The 16,076-nt window shown below is 67.1% G+C and carries 18 protein-coding genes; 12 read left to right on the forward strand and 6 right to left on the reverse strand.

What is annotated here, in order from left to right; genetic code table 11:
* Nucleotides 1–140: 140 nt before the first annotated feature.
* Complete coding sequence (locus ASG05_RS01885) at nucleotides 141–3,080, reverse strand: hypothetical protein (protein ID WP_056256676.1); 2,940 nt, start codon at nucleotides 3,078–3,080, stop codon at nucleotides 141–143.
* A gap of 676 nt (nucleotides 3,081–3,756) precedes the next feature.
* Here ASG05_RS01885 and ASG05_RS16140 point away from each other — a divergent pair.
* From ASG05_RS16140 to ASG05_RS16145, 4 genes are all read left to right on the forward strand, one after another.
* Entirely contained in the window at nucleotides 3,757–3,927 is a 171-nt protein-coding gene (locus ASG05_RS16140) for a hypothetical protein (RefSeq protein WP_157490010.1), read from the forward strand.
* A 146-nt stretch (nucleotides 3,928–4,073) separates the two neighbouring features.
* Nucleotides 4,074–4,400 (forward strand): hypothetical protein, encoded by a 327-nt coding sequence (locus ASG05_RS01890; protein WP_157490011.1) that lies wholly within the window; start codon nucleotides 4,074–4,076, stop codon nucleotides 4,398–4,400.
* A 67-nt stretch (nucleotides 4,401–4,467) separates the two neighbouring features.
* Entirely contained in the window at nucleotides 4,468–4,668 is a 201-nt protein-coding gene (locus tag ASG05_RS01895; RefSeq protein ID WP_056256681.1) for a hypothetical protein, read from the forward strand.
* A 28-nt stretch (nucleotides 4,669–4,696) separates the two neighbouring features.
* Nucleotides 4,697–4,870, forward strand: a complete 174-nt coding sequence (locus ASG05_RS16145; protein WP_157490012.1) for a hypothetical protein — start codon at nucleotides 4,697–4,699, stop codon at nucleotides 4,868–4,870.
* 18 nt (nucleotides 4,871–4,888) lie between these two features.
* Here the strand turns inward: ASG05_RS16145 and ASG05_RS01900 are convergent, their stop codons facing one another.
* Complete coding sequence (locus ASG05_RS01900; RefSeq protein WP_157490013.1) at nucleotides 4,889–5,455, reverse strand: hypothetical protein; 567 nt, start codon at nucleotides 5,453–5,455, stop codon at nucleotides 4,889–4,891.
* A gap of 1,012 nt (nucleotides 5,456–6,467) precedes the next feature.
* Here ASG05_RS01900 and ASG05_RS01920 point away from each other — a divergent pair.
* Both ASG05_RS01920 and ASG05_RS01925 read left to right on the forward strand, forming a co-directional pair.
* Entirely contained in the window at nucleotides 6,468–6,881 is a 414-nt protein-coding gene (locus tag ASG05_RS01920) for a hypothetical protein (protein WP_157490014.1), read from the forward strand.
* Nucleotides 6,882–7,006: 125 nt separating this feature from the next.
* On the forward strand, nucleotides 7,007–7,444 hold the full coding sequence (locus ASG05_RS01925; protein ID WP_056256696.1) for a hypothetical protein: 438 nt from the start codon (nucleotides 7,007–7,009) through the stop codon (nucleotides 7,442–7,444).
* 95 nt (nucleotides 7,445–7,539) lie between these two features.
* On the opposite strand, the gene ASG05_RS16150 is transcribed toward ASG05_RS01925, so the two are convergent.
* Nucleotides 7,540–8,052 carry a hypothetical protein gene (locus ASG05_RS16150; protein WP_157490015.1) on the reverse strand — a complete coding sequence of 171 codons (513 nt, stop codon included), beginning with the start codon at nucleotides 8,050–8,052 and terminating at the stop codon, nucleotides 7,540–7,542.
* Nucleotides 8,053–8,287: 235 nt separating this feature from the next.
* Here ASG05_RS16150 and ASG05_RS01935 point away from each other — a divergent pair, with 235 nt between their 5' ends.
* Nucleotides 8,288–8,815, forward strand: a complete 528-nt coding sequence (locus tag ASG05_RS01935) for a hypothetical protein (RefSeq protein WP_056256703.1) — start codon at nucleotides 8,288–8,290, stop codon at nucleotides 8,813–8,815.
* On the opposite strand, the gene ASG05_RS01940 is transcribed toward ASG05_RS01935, so the two are convergent.
* The 3 genes from ASG05_RS01940 to ASG05_RS01950 form a co-directional block, all read right to left on the reverse strand.
* A complete protein-coding gene (locus tag ASG05_RS01940; RefSeq protein WP_157490016.1) occupies nucleotides 8,802–9,836 on the reverse strand; it encodes a hypothetical protein in 1,035 nt (344 codons plus the stop codon). The two genes, ASG05_RS01935 and ASG05_RS01940, sit on opposite strands and share 14 nt — an antisense overlap.
* 290 nt (nucleotides 9,837–10,126) lie before the next feature.
* On the reverse strand, nucleotides 10,127–11,032 hold the full coding sequence (locus ASG05_RS01945; protein ID WP_056256709.1) for a hypothetical protein: 906 nt from the start codon (nucleotides 11,030–11,032) through the stop codon (nucleotides 10,127–10,129).
* Complete coding sequence (locus ASG05_RS01950) at nucleotides 11,029–11,844, reverse strand: hypothetical protein (RefSeq protein WP_056256712.1); 816 nt, start codon at nucleotides 11,842–11,844, stop codon at nucleotides 11,029–11,031. Before ASG05_RS01950 ends, ASG05_RS01945 begins: the two co-directional genes overlap by 4 nt.
* Nucleotides 11,845–12,418: 574 nt before the next feature.
* Here ASG05_RS01950 and ASG05_RS01955 point away from each other — a divergent pair.
* The 5 genes from ASG05_RS01955 to ASG05_RS01970 all read left to right on the forward strand — a co-directional run bounded on the left by ASG05_RS01955 (nucleotide 12,419) and on the right by ASG05_RS01970 (nucleotide 14,697).
* Entirely contained in the window at nucleotides 12,419–12,949 is a 531-nt protein-coding gene (locus ASG05_RS01955; protein WP_157490017.1) for a hypothetical protein, read from the forward strand.
* A 111-nt stretch (nucleotides 12,950–13,060) separates the two neighbouring features.
* On the forward strand, nucleotides 13,061–13,624 hold the full coding sequence (locus ASG05_RS01960) for a hypothetical protein (RefSeq protein ID WP_056256717.1): 564 nt from the start codon (nucleotides 13,061–13,063) through the stop codon (nucleotides 13,622–13,624).
* On the forward strand, nucleotides 13,621–13,752 hold the full coding sequence (locus ASG05_RS16975; protein ID WP_255354532.1) for a hypothetical protein: 132 nt from the start codon (nucleotides 13,621–13,623) through the stop codon (nucleotides 13,750–13,752). Before ASG05_RS01960 ends, ASG05_RS16975 begins: the two co-directional genes overlap by 4 nt.
* 9 nt (nucleotides 13,753–13,761) lie before the next feature.
* Nucleotides 13,762–14,280: an RES family NAD+ phosphorylase gene (locus ASG05_RS01965; protein ID WP_056256719.1), complete on the forward strand. Its 519-nt coding sequence runs from the start codon at nucleotides 13,762–13,764 to the stop codon at nucleotides 14,278–14,280.
* A 24-nt stretch (nucleotides 14,281–14,304) separates the two neighbouring features.
* A complete protein-coding gene (locus ASG05_RS01970; protein WP_056256722.1) occupies nucleotides 14,305–14,697 on the forward strand; it encodes a hypothetical protein in 393 nt (130 codons plus the stop codon).
* Nucleotides 14,698–16,076 lie beyond the last annotated feature (1,379 nt).

The raw sequence follows: 16,076 nt of genomic DNA on the forward strand, positions 1-16,076 counted from the left end.
AGTACTGGGCGGTCTCGAGGGTGAGTCGAGTCTCAGGCAGGGTACGGGGTGTGGCCTTGAAGCGTCCGCCTCGGTTTCGTGGCTGCTGGTTGGTTGTCATGCGTCCTACGTGTGCGGCGGCCTTCTTGCCGTCGCGTCTGTCAACGTTCGACCTGCTGCATCTCCTCTCCGAGGACCGTCTGGACGGTGAGCGGAATTCCGCGGTCAGTCTTCCCCGGGCGCAGCTTGATGTTCCAGCTGGTGACGTTGATGCCCGGGTACCAGTACCCCTCGCTTCCCAGCTGCCCGAGGGTTCCCCTCGCGGTCGAACCGTGGGGGAAGGTGTCGCGGAAGGTGGACTTAAGGACTTCGAATGCGGCGTTGTGGTCGATGTAGACCAGGTCGTTCGGGCCACCCTTCCGACGGTAGGTGAGGATGCCGATGCGGATGCCGAGGGGGCGGAGCTTGCCGTTGGCGTCTGCGCTCCATCCGAGGGCCCGGTTGGCGGCGTCGGACCCGTCCGGCAGAGGCTTGTCGCCGGGGGTGTTTTCGAGTTCGAGGTGGGCCTTGCCCTGGCGGATGACGGAGATGATGCTCTCGAGCGCGATGGCTCCGGGGCTCTGTTCGGCCATCTCTGCCAGCGACTGGGTGCCGACGCTGATGACACCATCGACGAAGCTGCCCGGGGCGCCCGGGGCCAGGAGCTCCAGCATGCGGGTGTGTCCGACTCGTTCGGCGAGCTGGCGAAGCGGCACGAGGCCCAGGAGCAGGTCCGCGGTCATCTCCACGTGACGCTCGGGTGACTTGTCCCCGAGCTTGAGCGTGGCCGTTCGACGCCGTACGACTGCCTTCGCCTCCGTTCGCGCTACTTCGAGCTCCGCGACGAGTCCGGCCCATCCGAGCTTCGACGCGCGCTGCTGCATCATCTGCACAGCTGCCACGAGGAGGCGGGGTGCAGCCAGGCTCTTGTCTCGGAACTCGTCCATCGCATCGACGGCGGGCGAGTTGAGGCTGCCGACGTCGAAGTTGAGAACGAGCGTCCGGTCACGCACGGACGAAACCGTGGCCGCGTTCTCCGCCGTGACGATGAGCAGCGCCTGAGGGGTAAAGGTCTGCTGCGCCTTAAGGTCGTAGCTCGAACGGCGCTTGGCGGTCTGGTTGTGGACGTTCCGGATGATGTCGCCCACGGCGGCCTGCTGCCGGGTGCTGTCCTGCGAACTGGCAGAGGGGGCGAGGTCATCGAGCACCCAGATGGGCGCGTGCGAAAGAGCGAGCTCGGTCGCGGTCGGCGTGTCGGTGAGGTTGCCAGGGAGGTGCTTCCCAGTCCACGTCTTGCGTGCCTGGTGGAAGCCCATGATGTGAGATGCCGTCCAGCTCTTTCCCGTGCCGGATGGCCCCTGGGCGTAGAGGACCACCGTGGTGGGGAGGGGGTTCGAGGAGCGGAGCCCGGCGGCGAGGACCGTGCCGGCGATGCCTCGGTCCTTCCAAGGCGCGAGGTCGATGTAGTGCTCGATGAGTGAGTCCATGTCTTCGCGAACGCGGGCCGTCCAGGTGTCACTGAAGGGGGCGCTGTCGGCCTCGGGCAGGGTGAAGGAGCCGGCGCCGTGGAGGCGCTCCTCGGTGACGCCTGAGAGGACTCGGGCGGCGTCTGCGGGCCGGTGCGTGATGACGGTGAGGCCGGAGATGTAGGCGCAGACGTCCGTGCCGGGCGTGGGGACCCAGCCCATGGCGGTCCATCGCGTCGCTTGGGTGCAGCTCGCGGCATCGTTGGCCTTGACGGCAGAGAGCCACTCCCGTCCATGCTTGACGGGCGGCCACTCGGGGTGCTGCAAGAGGCCTAGCGCCCGGGAGAAGGAGGCGTGACCGTCTGCATGCCATCGGTTCGGCGGGTAGTTCAGCACCTTCAGCGGCCCAGTCACGTACTCGACGCGGGGGCTTCCGTCGGCAGAGAGCCAAGAGACTTCGATGGTCACGCGGCTGTTGTCGCCGACCTCGTTAGCCGGGTCCAGGATTCCCGTCTCGCGCTCGAGAGAGGTCGGGGCGCGGTAGGTCTCCGTTTTGACCACCCTGCCGCCGATGCGGGTCTCCGTCTCCCATCGACGCGCTCCGGGCCGACCGTACGCGTCGGTGGGGTCCTCGACGAGGACCTCGACGCTGTAGCCGTCGTCGGCGACCATGCGGGTGCCGACGGTCATCGCGGTCCGGGGACGCATCGGCTGAGGAGGGAAAGCGTCCGTGGCGTCGTTGCGAAGCTGTGTCCATCCCACCGTCATGAGGTCGTCCAGAACGGTGTGGTCTGTGACTCCTGCGCCCGGCCCGGCGTTCAGGTTCTCGGGGTTCATGCCGGCCGCGCTGATGGTGCCCCGGAGCGTGTTTCGCGCGTGCCAGGTCGCCCAGTCGTCACCGCGGTCGCTCTCCAGTCCGATGATGACGGGTCGGGAGGCCTCCGCGAATCGGTCCCAGGTGTACGTCTGCGACAGGTTCGTCCCTGCGGGGACCGTCAGCACGAGAACGAGGTCCTCTCGAGGCACGTGCTTTGTGATGAGGTCGCGCAGGCGGTCTCGAGCAGCGTGGACGGTCTCATCGGCCGTGACTTCGAGCTCGTGGCGGTCGACACCGGCGTGAACGAGCTGGGCGGTCAGGACGGCGTCGCTGGTCAGAATGCCGGAGACGACGAGGATGGGCGTTCCAATGAAGGCGTGCTCCGGGAGCGCAGGGTGGCAGTCGAGGTCGACGGCATTCCCGGCGAGGAACAGGGGCGGCATCTCGTAGCGCGCAGCATCCGTCAGTCCGAACAGACACGACGGCATCGGTGGGCGGCCGTCCCGTGCGGCGTCAGCGACGGCGACTGCGAAGAAGGCAGGAACGACGAGCAGGTCGTCGGTTCGCAGCCGCGCGCTCATCTGCTGGTACCGGTGAGAGTTCGCGTTGCCGACCCTCTCTTCGCGGGCGAACCTCTTCGCTTCGCGCTCGGTGACGGCCCGGTAGCCGCGAGCACGAGCGACGAGGGGCGCTACGGGGGATGCGACAGAGGAGGTCGAGGCCGTGAGCCAGGAGTGGGCATCGGCGGCCCAGGAGTGGACGAGGGGTGAGGTGGTCATACCTCCTCTGTGCGGGCTAAACGAGGACGGCTGGGACGTGCATCAGCTGAACCACGGGTAACCAACGCTCCCAGACACCTCTGGGAGACAAGACCCTTGATTTCTAGGGGATCTGAGGCCCCTTTACTTACTAATAACCAAAAAACCAAGATTTAGTTAGAGATAGATAGATAGGGGGTTCAGGCCTTGCTTCCCATCCCCTCCCCCAAGTCCCCATCCCTAGGTATGTGCTCCCGAGTGGTTTTCTGGTGTTTTGGTTACGACTCAAGGAAATCCCTGTTCAAGGTCCGTTTTGGGCCGCTCTAGACCCGAGATGATTCTTGGGAGGCTTGGTTATAGTGCCTCGTCGGCAGGAAGTTAAGTCTCCCCTGGTGGGGTGAGCTCCTCTGCCACCTCAGCCTTGTGCGACCAGACGCCCAAGAATGTGAGTTCGCGACGTTCATCTATTCGCTTCCCGGAGTCCTGCCTGGACGCGCCGCGCCGCACGCTGCCTTTGGTCCGTGATGCAACGGACAGTGAGGTACGTGCTCAGCGCCTCGCGTCCCTGGCTCAGCAGATCTTTGACTCCTGGCCGCACGACTCGACGCTGGGATGGAAATTTTGACCTACGTCCAAGGCCTCAGGACGTCGTAGGCAAGTCCTGCGTTGGGGCCGCGAACCATGTCAGGATCAGCTCGTGGGCATCTCCGTCGTCATGATGGTCCTGGCGTTCGTCGGCATCGTCGTCAGCATCAGGCACATGCGCGACCTCAAGGCCGGCAGCATCGTGCTGGGGCTCGTCTCCGCGGTCGTGTGCTTGGCGATGCTGCTCATCGGCGCAGCCTTCTTCGCCTGGGCGAGCTCGTAGCCGGCTCGCCACCCGCACCGCTCGGCGTCCTACCCAGTGCTGATGTCCGCGCAGCTTCCGCCCGAGATGATGGACCCATGACCAGCGGACGTCGAGAAGGACCCGCACGCCCATGGCTGCGCATCACCGTGGCCGCGAGCGTCATCGTGGCGGTCTTCATCGTCGCGTGGTTCCTGGGCGGATTGCCTCGCGACATCCTCGGCATTGGCCTGCACACAGCCGGAGGCAAGCTCGGCTGGTGGATTGGGGACCCGAACTCGAACGACGGCGAGGAGTCGTGGGGCACCGTGGCGGGTCTCATCGGCGTCGGTGTCCTCGGCGCCGCCGCCGTGCTCGGAAGCGGTGTTGTCCTCGCGGTCGAGAGGCGTGCCTGGCCGGCGCTGCCCGTGGCTGCGGCCGCCTACGCGACGCTCACCGCGGTCGACACCATCGTCGGCCTCATCGACAGCGTGCGATGGTTCGGTACAGCCTGATGCTCGATACCTGTGCCGCTCCCCAGCCGAACGGCCTCGTCCCCACCACCTCGAGAGGATCTGCAGCATGACCTTCGGCGTCGTCTGCCTGGCCATCGGGCTCCTCGGCCTCGCCGGTGGCATCTTCCTCATCCGGAACCGCGAGGTCGTCAGCCCCAAGTTCAGCGTCACCGCCGGTGCGGTCATCGTCGCGGGGTCGCTGGTGCCGCTTCTACTCGGTGCTGTCGTGCTGCTGGTGACGGTGGCGCCGGGCATCTCCATCACGTGACCGGCGCCGCCGGCTGAAAAGGATCCCCATGGTGTTCTCGTGGAGTTGCATCATCCTCGGCGCCCTCGGCGTCGTCGGTGGCATCTGGCTAGCCAGGGACAAACGCGCCGCGAGCGTGGCCGGCGGCGTGGTCATCGCCCTGCTGTCCCTCGTGCCGATCCTCTTTGGGGCAGTCCTCCTCGCGTACATCGCCTCCCCGTAGCTGTTTACACGCGACAGGTCAGATCGACAGAGACACAAGGGCGATCGCAGCTGCTCCGGGAGCCGCAGTGCCGGCGGCGAGGACGACGAGACTGGTCAGGCTGGACGCTGATGCTCGCCGGTCGATGATTGCCCAGCTCAGGCCGAGGAGGAAAGTCGCGAAGGAGGCCAGCGGCACCCAGAGGAACACCCCAGCAGCAGCTGCCTGAAGGGGGGTCTGAAAACCCAGCGAGACGGGCTGCAACACGACGAGAAGTCCGCCGAGGACGGCCGTCAAGAGACCGACGGCCACCAGCGCGCCGATCGGACCCCAGAGGGCACAGACACGGCGCCGATCGTCAGGAAACCTGGCCCTCACCAGCACGGCCACAAGCGCACCGACGAAGCACGTGAGCACGGCGAAGAGCAGGAGCTGGTCTCGGACTCCGTCAACATCTGAACTTAGGAGCGCGTTGCGCAGAGGCGATGCGACAGCAGCGCCGAAGTAGGCAGACGTGACAGACCCCACGAGGACCAGGGCCGCGACGACGTGGGATGCCACCACCTCATGTCGAGAGCCGAGCGGAGGAAGAGACACGAGAGCCATGCCCACAGCCTGTCGCTCCAAGATCTCTTCGGCATCGCCCAGGAGGCGGAGAGAACGTTTCGAGGGCGACCCGGGGCCCTTGAGCCCCGCACGACCTCGACGTACCGTGGAAGGGCCAACGAGCACGAAGGGGTGACCACGGACGAGAAGACATCGCATGACCAGGGCCGGCTTCGGCTGCAGCGGCCGACGTTCCGAGGCTCATCCGTCGGCTGGGGCATTGCCGCCGTTCTCTGGCTGTCCTGCGCGGTCCCCGCGCTCATCCGTGTTGTGCACTTCGGGGGCCCATCGGCCGGCGGTTTCGTGCTCCTGGCCGCTCTCGTCGTCGCGTCAGCGGTCTGCGTCATCGGGACGGTAGCGACGATCCGGCACCCGCGACCGGCACCGCCCGCCGTCGACTCGTGACCGCCGCACGGACGGGCCGACTCTCGTTCTCGGTCACCGGCTCGACGACCCGGCGCACGATCGTGACAGGCTGGGGCAATGTCTGAGCGTGGTGGCAGCAACCGTTCGAAGCCGGGACTCTGGGTCTTGCTAGTCGCGTCGGCCGCGGTCGTCATCCCCGCGGCTGTTCTGCTGATCGGAGATCCGTCGCGTGTGCCGACGTGGTTCACGCTGGCTGGTGGGCTCATCACCGTCTACCTCGCGGTGACCTACCTTCGGCAGGCGTCCGACCGTAGCTGAGGTCAGCTCCCCGGCAAGAGGTGGTGCTGGCCGATGCCATCCTGGCGGAATTGGTCGTCCAGCTCGAGCCGTGCGAGGAGCTATGTGACGATCTTCTGCAGGCCGCGGGTCCGTCGGTCGCTCATGTCACACGGATGACCGGGTGCCCCGTCATCTCCTGGGTGGGCGGGGCTGCGAAGGAGTGCGACGGCGCTGGGCTCAACAGCGTCGACCGGACGTAGTGCTGAGCGGCGAGGGCATCGACGGCTGACAGGCCCGAGGTGCCGGAACCTCGTCTGGTGGCGGCGGTGCGGGCTGCGAAAGTTTTCGTCTGCGTCATGAGGGGCCCATGCGCGGCCGCCGCGCCGCTGCCGCCGCGCACGACTCCCCCATGCCCGACCCCGACCCCGACCCCGACCTCCCGACCGTCTCCGCCACGAACGCACCGACCATCCCGTGGGACCAGCTCGAGTTGAACATCCACGAGGTCCGTCCGGGATCTGCCATCTGGCAGGTCCACGTCCACGAGCTCATCGACGACCTGCTCGACGACGAACCGCGGTGGTCGACCCGGATGATGCTCTTCGACGACGCAGCCTTCGCCGAGCACTCGTTCAACGCCGGCGGGCTCGACACCGGCGAGGGGGCCACCGGGCGCCTCTCTCAGGAGTACCGAGAGTCGATCGTCGGCTACCTCGAGCACGTCACGGGCATGAGGACCACCGGCCTGGTGCACGACATCGTCGACGCAGCAGCGTCCTAAACTGCCCACGACCCTCACCGCCCAGGAGCACCGTGCCGAGACGCCGAACGAGCGACACCACTTCGCCGACCAAATCGCGGCGCAATGAACGCCGAGCGAGCCTCGAGCGAGAGCGCCAGACCGGAGTGGAACCGCCCCAGTACAAGCGGCGAATCCGCACGCCCCGGCAGCGGCTGGCGGGGCGCATCACGGGGATCGTCACCCTCATTGCGCTGCCCATCTGCGGCGTCCTCTTCTTCGCCATCCCATTTGCCAAGTGGGCCTACGACGAGTCGCGCGTCGTCACCCTCACCTGCACCGTCGAGAGCGCCCGCGGGTCAGTCTCAGACGGTGGCCTCCGACGTGGAGGTTCCTACAAGTCGGTCATCATCGAGACGAAGGATTGCGGGTCGCTCGTCATCCGAGGCTTCGGTGGAAGCGACTACCTCGACGTGGCACGCAGCATCAGCGCACGTCCGGGCCCGTACGAGATCGTGGTCGGCGAGAGTGAGTGGGCGCTGCGCAACCACTGGACGTCGTTCGGTGGCGCCCCGCGAGTGAAGGCTTACGAGCGCGTGGAGTGAGCTCGACGGAACGGGGCCCGACCCGGGTAGCGACCCGGACCCTCGGAAAACCGCATACGCGGCGGTCATCTCGAAATCCGCATAGAGCGAGCCGCCTACGAGTCCCAGTTCGTCGGGCGCTCACAGAGCTCGTTGGCTTCGACGAAGAAGAGCTCGTGCTCGTGCTCGTCGAGACTGTCCGCGTTGTAGGACACGACATCGGAGATGCCGAACGCATCGTCGAGAGAGAAGTAGTTCGGCCCGATGCCCGCCGCCTGCTTCACCTCGGCTGGGTAGCCGGCCCAGAGCAGGCCGAATGCCTGGGATGCCGGAACGTCGACTGGGTAGACGGTGTCATTCAGGACGAGCCAGGCCGCCCGGTTTGCCGTGCTGCTGGCGAAGACCTTGTCGCCGCCATAGACGATCGACAGGAGCACCCCATCGCCTCTGGGGTTGTGCATCGCTGCGATGTCGGTGCGCCCTGCTTGGTCCATGAGGTTGTTCGAGCCAGCGCCAACCTCGCCGTACACACCACTGATTCTGCCGCTGTCACGTGCCGCAAGAAGCGTGTCCACACCAGCTACAAGCTCGGGTGCATCAACGCACGGCGCGGAGGCTGTCGTGCTCAAGCGGGCAGTCGGCTCAGCTGTCGAAGCGCACCCACTGACGGCCATGGTTCCTGTCAAAACCACAGCCGCGCCAATCCAAGACCCTCGTCGCACCGGACACCCCCGACGCCAAGCCTAGCCAGGCAGACGCTTTCGGCGCGGCCGCTCAGCGCCCGTCTCCGGCCTCGGCGCCGCGCATGGTCCGGGTGCCGCTCGGAGCTCCCAGCGGCCTGAGATCCGCGGAGGAGCCCCATCCATGACCGTTTCCACCCTCGCGCCCATGACCCGGGCCCTGCAAGCAGCAAACCCCGACGCCTCAGCGGCCCGCATCTCGGCCCTGCTCCACCTGTTGCAAGCCTGGTGCCTGGGGCTGACCGGCCGGCCGCTGTTCCTCCCCGACCTCATCGTCGACGCTGACGAGGGCACCATCACAGCCGACCAGTCCATCGCCACCGACGTCGTGACGGCTCTGACGCTCGACGAGACGGTCGCCGTCGAGGCCGTGGTCACCTTCTACAGCCACCACACCGACGATCAGCTCCGGGCACTCATCAAGGTCGACGTCAGCTGGCCGCAGTTCGAGGGGCACCTCCGTGAGACCCCAACCCGAACCGTCGTCGACGACGCCGGGCTCCGCCAGACCTACGCACTGCGGTCGATGCTCACCGGAACCGCCCCGGTCGTGACGACTAGCAGGGAGGCCACGGACGCCGAGGCTGCCGCCGCCGGCCTTGCCGTGCTCGAGCAGTGGCGGAGAGGGCTGAATGTGCTCAGGAGCCGGTAGCCGGCTCCCTCGGAGAGATGACTGCGACGCGCTGCCGTACCTGGACAGGAGCGTCCTGGGCGCCCGCCTCGTGTTCGTCGATCCAGATGCGTCGGTGGACCTGCTCTGAGCGGTACCAGTGCTGCCGCCAGTGCCCGCGGACCTTCCACCTGAACGACCTGGTAGCGCCCGTCGCCCACCGACGGGCGCCGGCGCCTCTCGACGGGTAGACGAGAGCGACACCACCGTCGTCGTCCGGTGCGGTGTCAGGGCCAGCGCGATCAGTTGCACCCGAAGGCGCGCCAGCTTCCCCTCGTTCCGGCACGCAGTCGAGCAAGGCCGCGAGACGGGTGCAGAGCACGCCGAGTTCCCCACTGCGGTGCACGAAGATGTCGTCAGCGAACGGGACACGGTCGTGGGCCTGGCGTCCCCGCACGAGGGCGAGTTGGCCCGAGGAGCCAGATTCGCGCCTTGCGATCGGCAGCCACGACACTTCGAGATCGGACGGGCGCTCGAACCAGGTGAGGAGCCCCCACTGCGGCTCACCGTCGGCGTCATGGGCAGGGATGAGCGCGATGCCGACAGGACTTGGAAGGTCGTCGCTGCGGAGGGACAGCACCTGGCTTTCGCGTCCCGCCAGCTCGTTCCTGCCTCTGGCCGGCATGAAGTAGAGGTCTGCCTGTTCGAAGGCGACGCGAAGCAGCTCCTCAGCATCAGACAGGCCCGTCACCTCTCGATGGGTGGCCAGCAGTTCCACGAGCTCGGGCAGCGCGCGCGGAACGTGCCCGAGGAGCGTCGCCGCGTGAGAAGACTGCTGTGACGTCAACCTCCGGAAGTAAGGCACCCGAAGCTGGTGGCCTTGACGTTCGAGTTCCTCGCGGAGACGACGGGCTACAGCGGGGTCGACGCTGCTGCTCGGCCCCTTGACGAATTCGCCCATATCACGAAGTACGCGGATGGCCGTCTTGGCCGGCACGTCGTACTCCGACATAACCTCGTGCAACCGCGGCTTCGCCATGCCCATCTCTCGTGTCGCGTTCATCCTGCCAGCGAAGGCCGACACCGCGCATGATGGTGGTGCCCGGCCAGCTACCCGACCCCGTGAGGACCGCCATGCCCGACCGACTCCTGCCGAGACGGCCCGCCTCGAGCACCGTTACGCCGTCGCTGCGGTCATCTACCCGGGTTACCTGGCGGTTCGGGCTGCCCAGAAGGTGAAGGGCGCGGAGCGGCCGCGAATCACGGTGGGGCAGGAGTTCTGGGCCGACGAGGCCGTGGGCACGATGGGCTCCTTCGGTGGCTGTGCCCGTTCCATGCGCGGCGGCCGCGGCGTCAGACGGTCGGTGGGTCGGGGGTGTCTTTCGGCAGGACGAAGCGGATGGTCAGGTCGTTCCCTCGCTGAGAGGCGAGGTCGAGGGCCTTCGCAAGAACTGTGATGGCCATGTCGATGGTGGCTTGGAGGAACGCCAGTTGAGCTCGGGGTTCGTGCTCGTAGTCCTCGCCGTCGGCTCCTGTCGACACCTGAGGGGCGAGGTTGGAGTTCCGCTCGAACGACGGGTGCGCCATCCCACTCATCTGCCCCCAGACAAATCGGGCGTCGTCGCCCGAGAACGACATCCCGTGGGCCGCTTTGTGCACGATGGTCCGGAAACCAGGCAGCGCCTTGGTGTACGTGGAGTCCTTGATGTTGGCGGCAGCGCCGATGAGGCGAATGGCACGCTTGGTCTGCTTGATCTGGCGCATCCCACCCGCCTGCTCCTTGGTTTTTCTGCTCCGAGCGGCTTTGTCGTCCTCGTCGGTGAGAGCGCACATCGCCTTGATCGTCCGTTCGTTCTGCAGCACGCCGTCCCAGGCAGCGGTGAGGGCTTTCTCCCGCCGCACGACTGGGTCGGCGTCCAGCAGGTAGACCGCTAGGGATGCCGCCTCGAGTGCCGCGCGGGTGTTCGGGTACGGGCCGATGAACGGCACAACGATGGGCCCGTGGGGGTCTGGCTGCAAGAGGACGCGGACGATGTGGAGCTGGTCGAGAGCGATCATGAAGCAGTTGCCGATGCGATAGCTCGGGGCGAGGGCACCGAGGGCGGCGTCGTCAGCGGCGATGTCGCTACCTGGGCGGCCGAACGTCGTCAGTGGACGCGCCCGGTAGCGCGCAGTGAGTTCGTCGATGAGTTCGAGCAGCCAGGCGAGCTTGGGGAGGACCTGCTCGTCGGTCAGCCGCCGGGTGTCGTCATCGGTCACAGCCCGAGCATCCCATGACCTGCCGACGCCGCGCATGAGCCGGCCATGACCAGCCCCGAGCTCCCGCCTGTCTTCATCGTCGGTGCCGCCGACGCCATCCGTGGCGCATCCGTCGACGCTCTCCTGTCATCGCTGACCGCGGCCGAGCAGCGGGCCCTTGACCTCGAGGCGCAGCTGGCGATCGCGCTCGGCGAACAGAAGAAGCTGCGCATCCTTCGCGGCGAGGCACCGACCCGGCCACCCGTCGGCACCCGTGTGGTGCTCGCGAAGAGATACACGTTGCTTGCGGCTGGAACGAGCGCCGCGTGCACGCTGACGGAGTCTCCTACTGGTGAGACGGCGAACTGCGCCGGGCCGATGACCACGCCGTCATCCACGAGGACCGCCGTGAGGCCTGGCTCTTCGGCGTGCAGCTCGAGACAGCCGACCACGACCTCCACGACCCGCTCAGCTTGGCCGGGCAGACGAAGTCCGGTCGGCTCGTCTGGCACGACCAGCGCGGTGCCATCCGGGTGACCAATGTGGTCAATGCCGCCGGTGTCCCCGAGACCTGCTGGTTCGACGCCGATGGCGAACCGGAGGCGCACTGGCGCGGCGACTACCACGTGCGACGTGTCCTTCGCACGGGCGAGATCCGCTACTACAGGCAGCCCAAGGGATTGAAGCCGATCCCCCACCGCTTCGACGGGACTGCGGTCGAAGGCGCCGCCAACGTCGCCCGGCCTGTCTGGTATGTCGACGGCGCGCGCGTCGAGGGCCCGCTCGAGCTCCTCATCAAGCACACCGTCCGAGCTAAGAAGGCTATGCAGCACGGCTGGCCGATCGTCTGCCTCCCGCTGCTCAAAAGGGGCGCCTCCGCATCACGGTCATCAGCCACCCCGACACCGACCTCACCTCCGACATCGCCATCGCGTTCCCCAACGACTACCACGCTGCTCTGTAGGCCATCCAGAAGGTCTAGCCGTCGGTCACCGCGTGCATGATGGACGAGTGACCTACCCCAGCAACGGGCTCACCTCCGCAGGAGGATTTCGCGTCGTGACCAGTGCCCTCATCCTCCCCACGTTCTTCGCTGGTGGTGACGACGCCCCTCCCGAAAGCCAACGCCTGCATTGGAATACATCGCGTGAGTGGCAGCACTCCGGCCGGCAGTGGGAGATGGCGGAGATACATGCTTCACTCGCCGGCGTGACCCGCGGGCGCATGACCGAGCTTGTCGGGCGAATGGCCGCTGCCGGCGAGGAGCTCGGGCTCGCGTGCACAGCCGCCCTCGAGGCCAGTCGTTGGCGCGCGCGTTGGTAGGAAGAGCGCGCCCACATGGCTGCCCGGGCGATGGCTGACCTCACTGCGCACTACTGCTTGTTAGTCGGGCACGGTCTCGTCAACATGACCGCACGCCTCAAGCACCTCCGTGGCGAACCTCCGTACCCACGCGCATCGGACGGGTACGCGGCCGCAGTCGAGAGTCCACCCTTCACCGAGCACGGTGCCTGGCTGGCTATGAATAAGGACAGCGCGAAGGAGCTGCGGAAGGACGCGGCAGCCACAGGCAAGCCCGAGCTCGTCGAGCTCGCAGCCCTCCTCGTAAAACTCGAGCAGAACGAGACTTGGCGTGCAATCGTAGGCCGCAGGAACACCGAGTTCCACCGCATGCGACCCCAGACCATCGATGGTGGGGTGCCGCAGGTCAACCCGTGGGTGCAGTACAGCGAAGAGACTGACGAGCACGAAGCCAGTTGGCAGATGGACTTCGGCAATCCCCTGAACCCCTACACGCCTGATGTGGCTCAGCTCGTCGATGATTCAGAGGTCGCACTCGACGCCCTCGTCGGCACCATGGTGCAGTGGGCCAGGGGATGGCAGCGCGCGCTCGTCGCACTCAACGTCACTCAGACGCCGAACCAGGCTGGGAAGTGACGGTCCACGGTCTGAGCTACTCCTGGGGCATCATCGTGGCGAGTTCAGCAGACTGTCGCAACTGACACGCCCCGGTTACGCTCAGTCGACGGACCTGACGACGGAGGAACAATGGCGGGCAAATCTCCTAGGGGCCGCCACAACGGCGACTACCGCGTCTTGCAGACGGCCGGCGCCGCCGAGCGGGAAGAACTCATTGCAGTCCTGCGCGACCACCTCAAAGGTATCGACCTGCGCCTTGTCCTAGAGGCTGTCGGCGGCATAGAGGGCCTGGCTAAGCGGATGCTGGCCAGCGTCCCCGGCGTGAACGTCTACGACGACGCGCTCGCACCGTTCTACGACACCACCAGTCTTGGCCGCTGGAAGGGCATCCGCCGCAAGTCGATCGACGGGCAGGTTCGCCGAGGTGACGTGCTCTGCGTGACGACGTCCGACAGCCACCGGCTCTACCCGTCGTTCCAATTTGACGGCCCCGATGGCACTCCGCTGCCCGACCTCGCCGGTGTCCTCGCCGTCCTCGATCCGCGTCGCGTTGATGTCTGGGGCGACGCCATCTGGGTGCGTGAGCCGCACGCCGAGCTCGGCGACCGCTCCCCCGCCCAGGCACTGCGGGACGGCGACGCCGATGACGTCATCGCGCTCGCTCGCCAGGCCGGCGCACTGCTGGCGTCGTGACGTCCCGCAACGACCTCGCGCAGCAGCCACCGCAGCCGGGCCAGGACCTCACGAGCATCCCGGCCGTCGACGGCCCGGCTGCGCGTCGGTGGCGGGCGCACTCCGTCAGCTTCGGGCCCTGGTTCTAATCCGTCAGCTTGGGGCCCTGGTTCTTCGGCACCACCGGCGCCGGCCGCTTCGACCTGCCCGACACTGGCGACGACGTCACCTGCTACTTCGCCGACGAGGTCGAGACCGCCGTGCGCGAGAGCCTCGGCCCGCGTCTGTCCGCCGACCAGACCGTCACGCCCGACCTGGCCGCAGCGTTCACCGTCTCCGCCACCGCGCCTCCCACGCCGCGGCGGTACGCCGACATCAACGACAAGGCCGCCGTCCGCCACGGCGTCACCCGAGAGCTGACGACGACCGTTCGCTACGACGTCACGAACGCCTGGGCCGACGCTCTCCACCAGTCCGGCTTCGACGGCGTCCGGTACGCGGCGCGGTTCACGACCGAGGCAGCCTTGAACTCCTGGGCGCTGTTCGGACCGAAGGGCCCCGACGCGTCGCTCCCTGTGGTCGACGCCGAGCAACTGACCGGTGAGGACGCCTGCACCGCCGCCGGCGTCACCGTCCTCGCGCCGCCGCCGGCGAAGCGAGCGCTGCGGATCATCTGAGCAGGCATCGACAGGAGTGAGAAAATGACGACTGAGCCGGTCCCACAAGGAGGGCCTTCCCGGACGGAGGTCTACTTCTTGTACGGGGCGGAGTACGTACAGAAGCGCCATCAGTGCCGCAGCATGATCCCCGACGAGCTGCGGCTGCGACTCCCGCTTGCCGAGTCGATGGAAGGGACCTACAGAGTCGCCGTGGACGAGAACCACGGCTTCGACCGAGCGAAGTTCGTCGAGCTGTACGCCAGGCTTCGGGCCCGAGGAGTGCTGCGTCCATTCAGCGCAAGCGAGAACGACGCCGCCCGCGAGCTCGAAGCTCTCGGCCACAAGCTGACTACGTCCAGCGCCGAACATGAAGCCATCGACCTCGGACGACTGCGCGAGGTCTACGCCCAGGCCGTCACCGACCCGGTCGTCTGACCAGCTTCGGTCACAGTCAATCGCGGTGCACCCTCCGGTGCGCGGTCGCGCGCCACCCCGACGGCGGTCGCCGACCACCAGCCCCACCCCGCGAGCACGACCAATGCGATCCCGGCGGTCGCCGAAGTCGACGACCAACTGGCGACACCGATCTGACGAGTGGAGGCCATTAGATGAGAGGGCAGCCCGATTAGAAGAGAGGGCCGCTCGCTGGCGCTCCCTCCCCCGTTTCCCTTCGCGAACAGCCACACGTCCATCGCAATAAGACACCTTCTCCTCTGACCTCCTCACGCCACCACGTCAACACCGCAGCCCACCTCACCCGGCCATCTCGAGAACGCGACCCGCACGCACGACTCAGCCACCTCGACAACGACGCGGCACGCCTGGCGCTCCGCGCCGGCGCCGCACACCGCGCGCTCCGCGTGCTCTCCCCACATGTCCCGTCCGGGTCGCTTCGCGACCCCCTTCTTTCATCAGCTCCACGCCCGCACGGTCACGATGACCTGATCGTCCGCCATCTCGTTCACCGCGTGCACGGCACGCGTGGCAGCGGCTCGCTCCTCAGACCGTCACCCCGTTCGTCTCCCCGGGGCGGATGCCTGATCGAAGGTGCTGCGGCACCTTGCCTGCCGGCGGCCGCACACGGGTGGGGTTTCGCAGTTCGTCTCTCGGTCCGTGCACCCACACGTCCGACATCTCGTCTCCCTTAGGCGTGCACCGGTACGCCTCCCGCTGCGTCATCCGGCTCGTCTGGCCTGTGCTTGTCGGTGCCGCACCTGCTGAGGCTTCGTGTCGGCTCGCTCACCGGTGCGGTGCGGCGTTACGGGTGTCGGACCGGTGTCAAGGTGGCTCCCTGCGGGAGGCTTCCTCATGGCCGGGTGAGTGCGAACAGACTGCGGTCCGCCTACCGGGTCGGTGGAGCGAGGCGCGTGACGGACCGGTCCCGGAAGAAGCAGACCCGATGCGCATGAACCAGCCATCGGAGAGGCCCCCGGCAGGGGTGACGACGAGCACGCAAGCTGCGCGCACAAGGAGGGCGGTTCCCGACGCATCACGAAGTGGTGTGGCGTGCCAGGCGAGGCAGACGCTCACAGCGTCAACCAGCCCCTGAGCTGCACACGGCAGCGAAGTCCCCGCCCACCGGCAGGTGGGTTCCAGCAGCGAACGAGTGAGCTGAGGGAATCGCAGCCGTGACGGACGCGCCAGCGTTCGGCGGGGCGGAGACGCTTCTCGCGCAGCGGGAAGTCTGACGGCGAGCGGAGTGGACCGGAAGAGGGCACCGGAACGAGGTCGACTGCGAAGCAGTTATAAGTGAAGATGGAACGGCGCCAGCGATGAGCGGCGCTGTGGGCGATACTCGTCTCGCTCAGCTCATT

This window comes from Frigoribacterium sp. Leaf186 (genome assembly GCF_001423905.1).
Classification (GTDB): domain Bacteria; phylum Actinomycetota; class Actinomycetes; order Actinomycetales; family Microbacteriaceae; genus Frigoribacterium.

Excerpts from the sequence above, each read along its gene's own strand:
- ASG05_RS01885 (WP_056256676.1), bottom strand. The coding sequence starts at position 3,080 with ATGACCACCTCACCCCTCGTCCACTCCTGGGCCGCCGATGCCCACTCC.
- ASG05_RS01895 (WP_056256681.1), top strand. The coding sequence starts at position 4,468 with ATGACCTTCGGCGTCGTCTGCCTGGCCATCGGGCTCCTCGGCCTCGCC.
- ASG05_RS16145 (WP_157490012.1), top strand. The coding sequence starts at position 4,697 with ATGGTGTTCTCGTGGAGTTGCATCATCCTCGGCGCCCTCGGCGTCGTC.
- ASG05_RS01900 (WP_157490013.1), bottom strand. The coding sequence starts at position 5,455 with ATGGCTCTCGTGTCTCTTCCTCCGCTCGGCTCTCGACATGAGGTGGTG.
- ASG05_RS01920 (WP_157490014.1), top strand. The coding sequence starts at position 6,468 with ATGCGCGGCCGCCGCGCCGCTGCCGCCGCGCACGACTCCCCCATGCCC.
- ASG05_RS01935 (WP_056256703.1), top strand. The coding sequence starts at position 8,288 with ATGACCGTTTCCACCCTCGCGCCCATGACCCGGGCCCTGCAAGCAGCA.
- ASG05_RS01940 (WP_157490016.1), bottom strand. The coding sequence starts at position 9,836 with ATGAACGCGACACGAGAGATGGGCATGGCGAAGCCGCGGTTGCACGAG.
- ASG05_RS01955 (WP_157490017.1), top strand. The coding sequence starts at position 12,419 with ATGACCGCACGCCTCAAGCACCTCCGTGGCGAACCTCCGTACCCACGC.
- ASG05_RS01960 (WP_056256717.1), top strand. The coding sequence starts at position 13,061 with ATGGCGGGCAAATCTCCTAGGGGCCGCCACAACGGCGACTACCGCGTC.
- ASG05_RS01970 (WP_056256722.1), top strand. The coding sequence starts at position 14,305 with ATGACGACTGAGCCGGTCCCACAAGGAGGGCCTTCCCGGACGGAGGTC.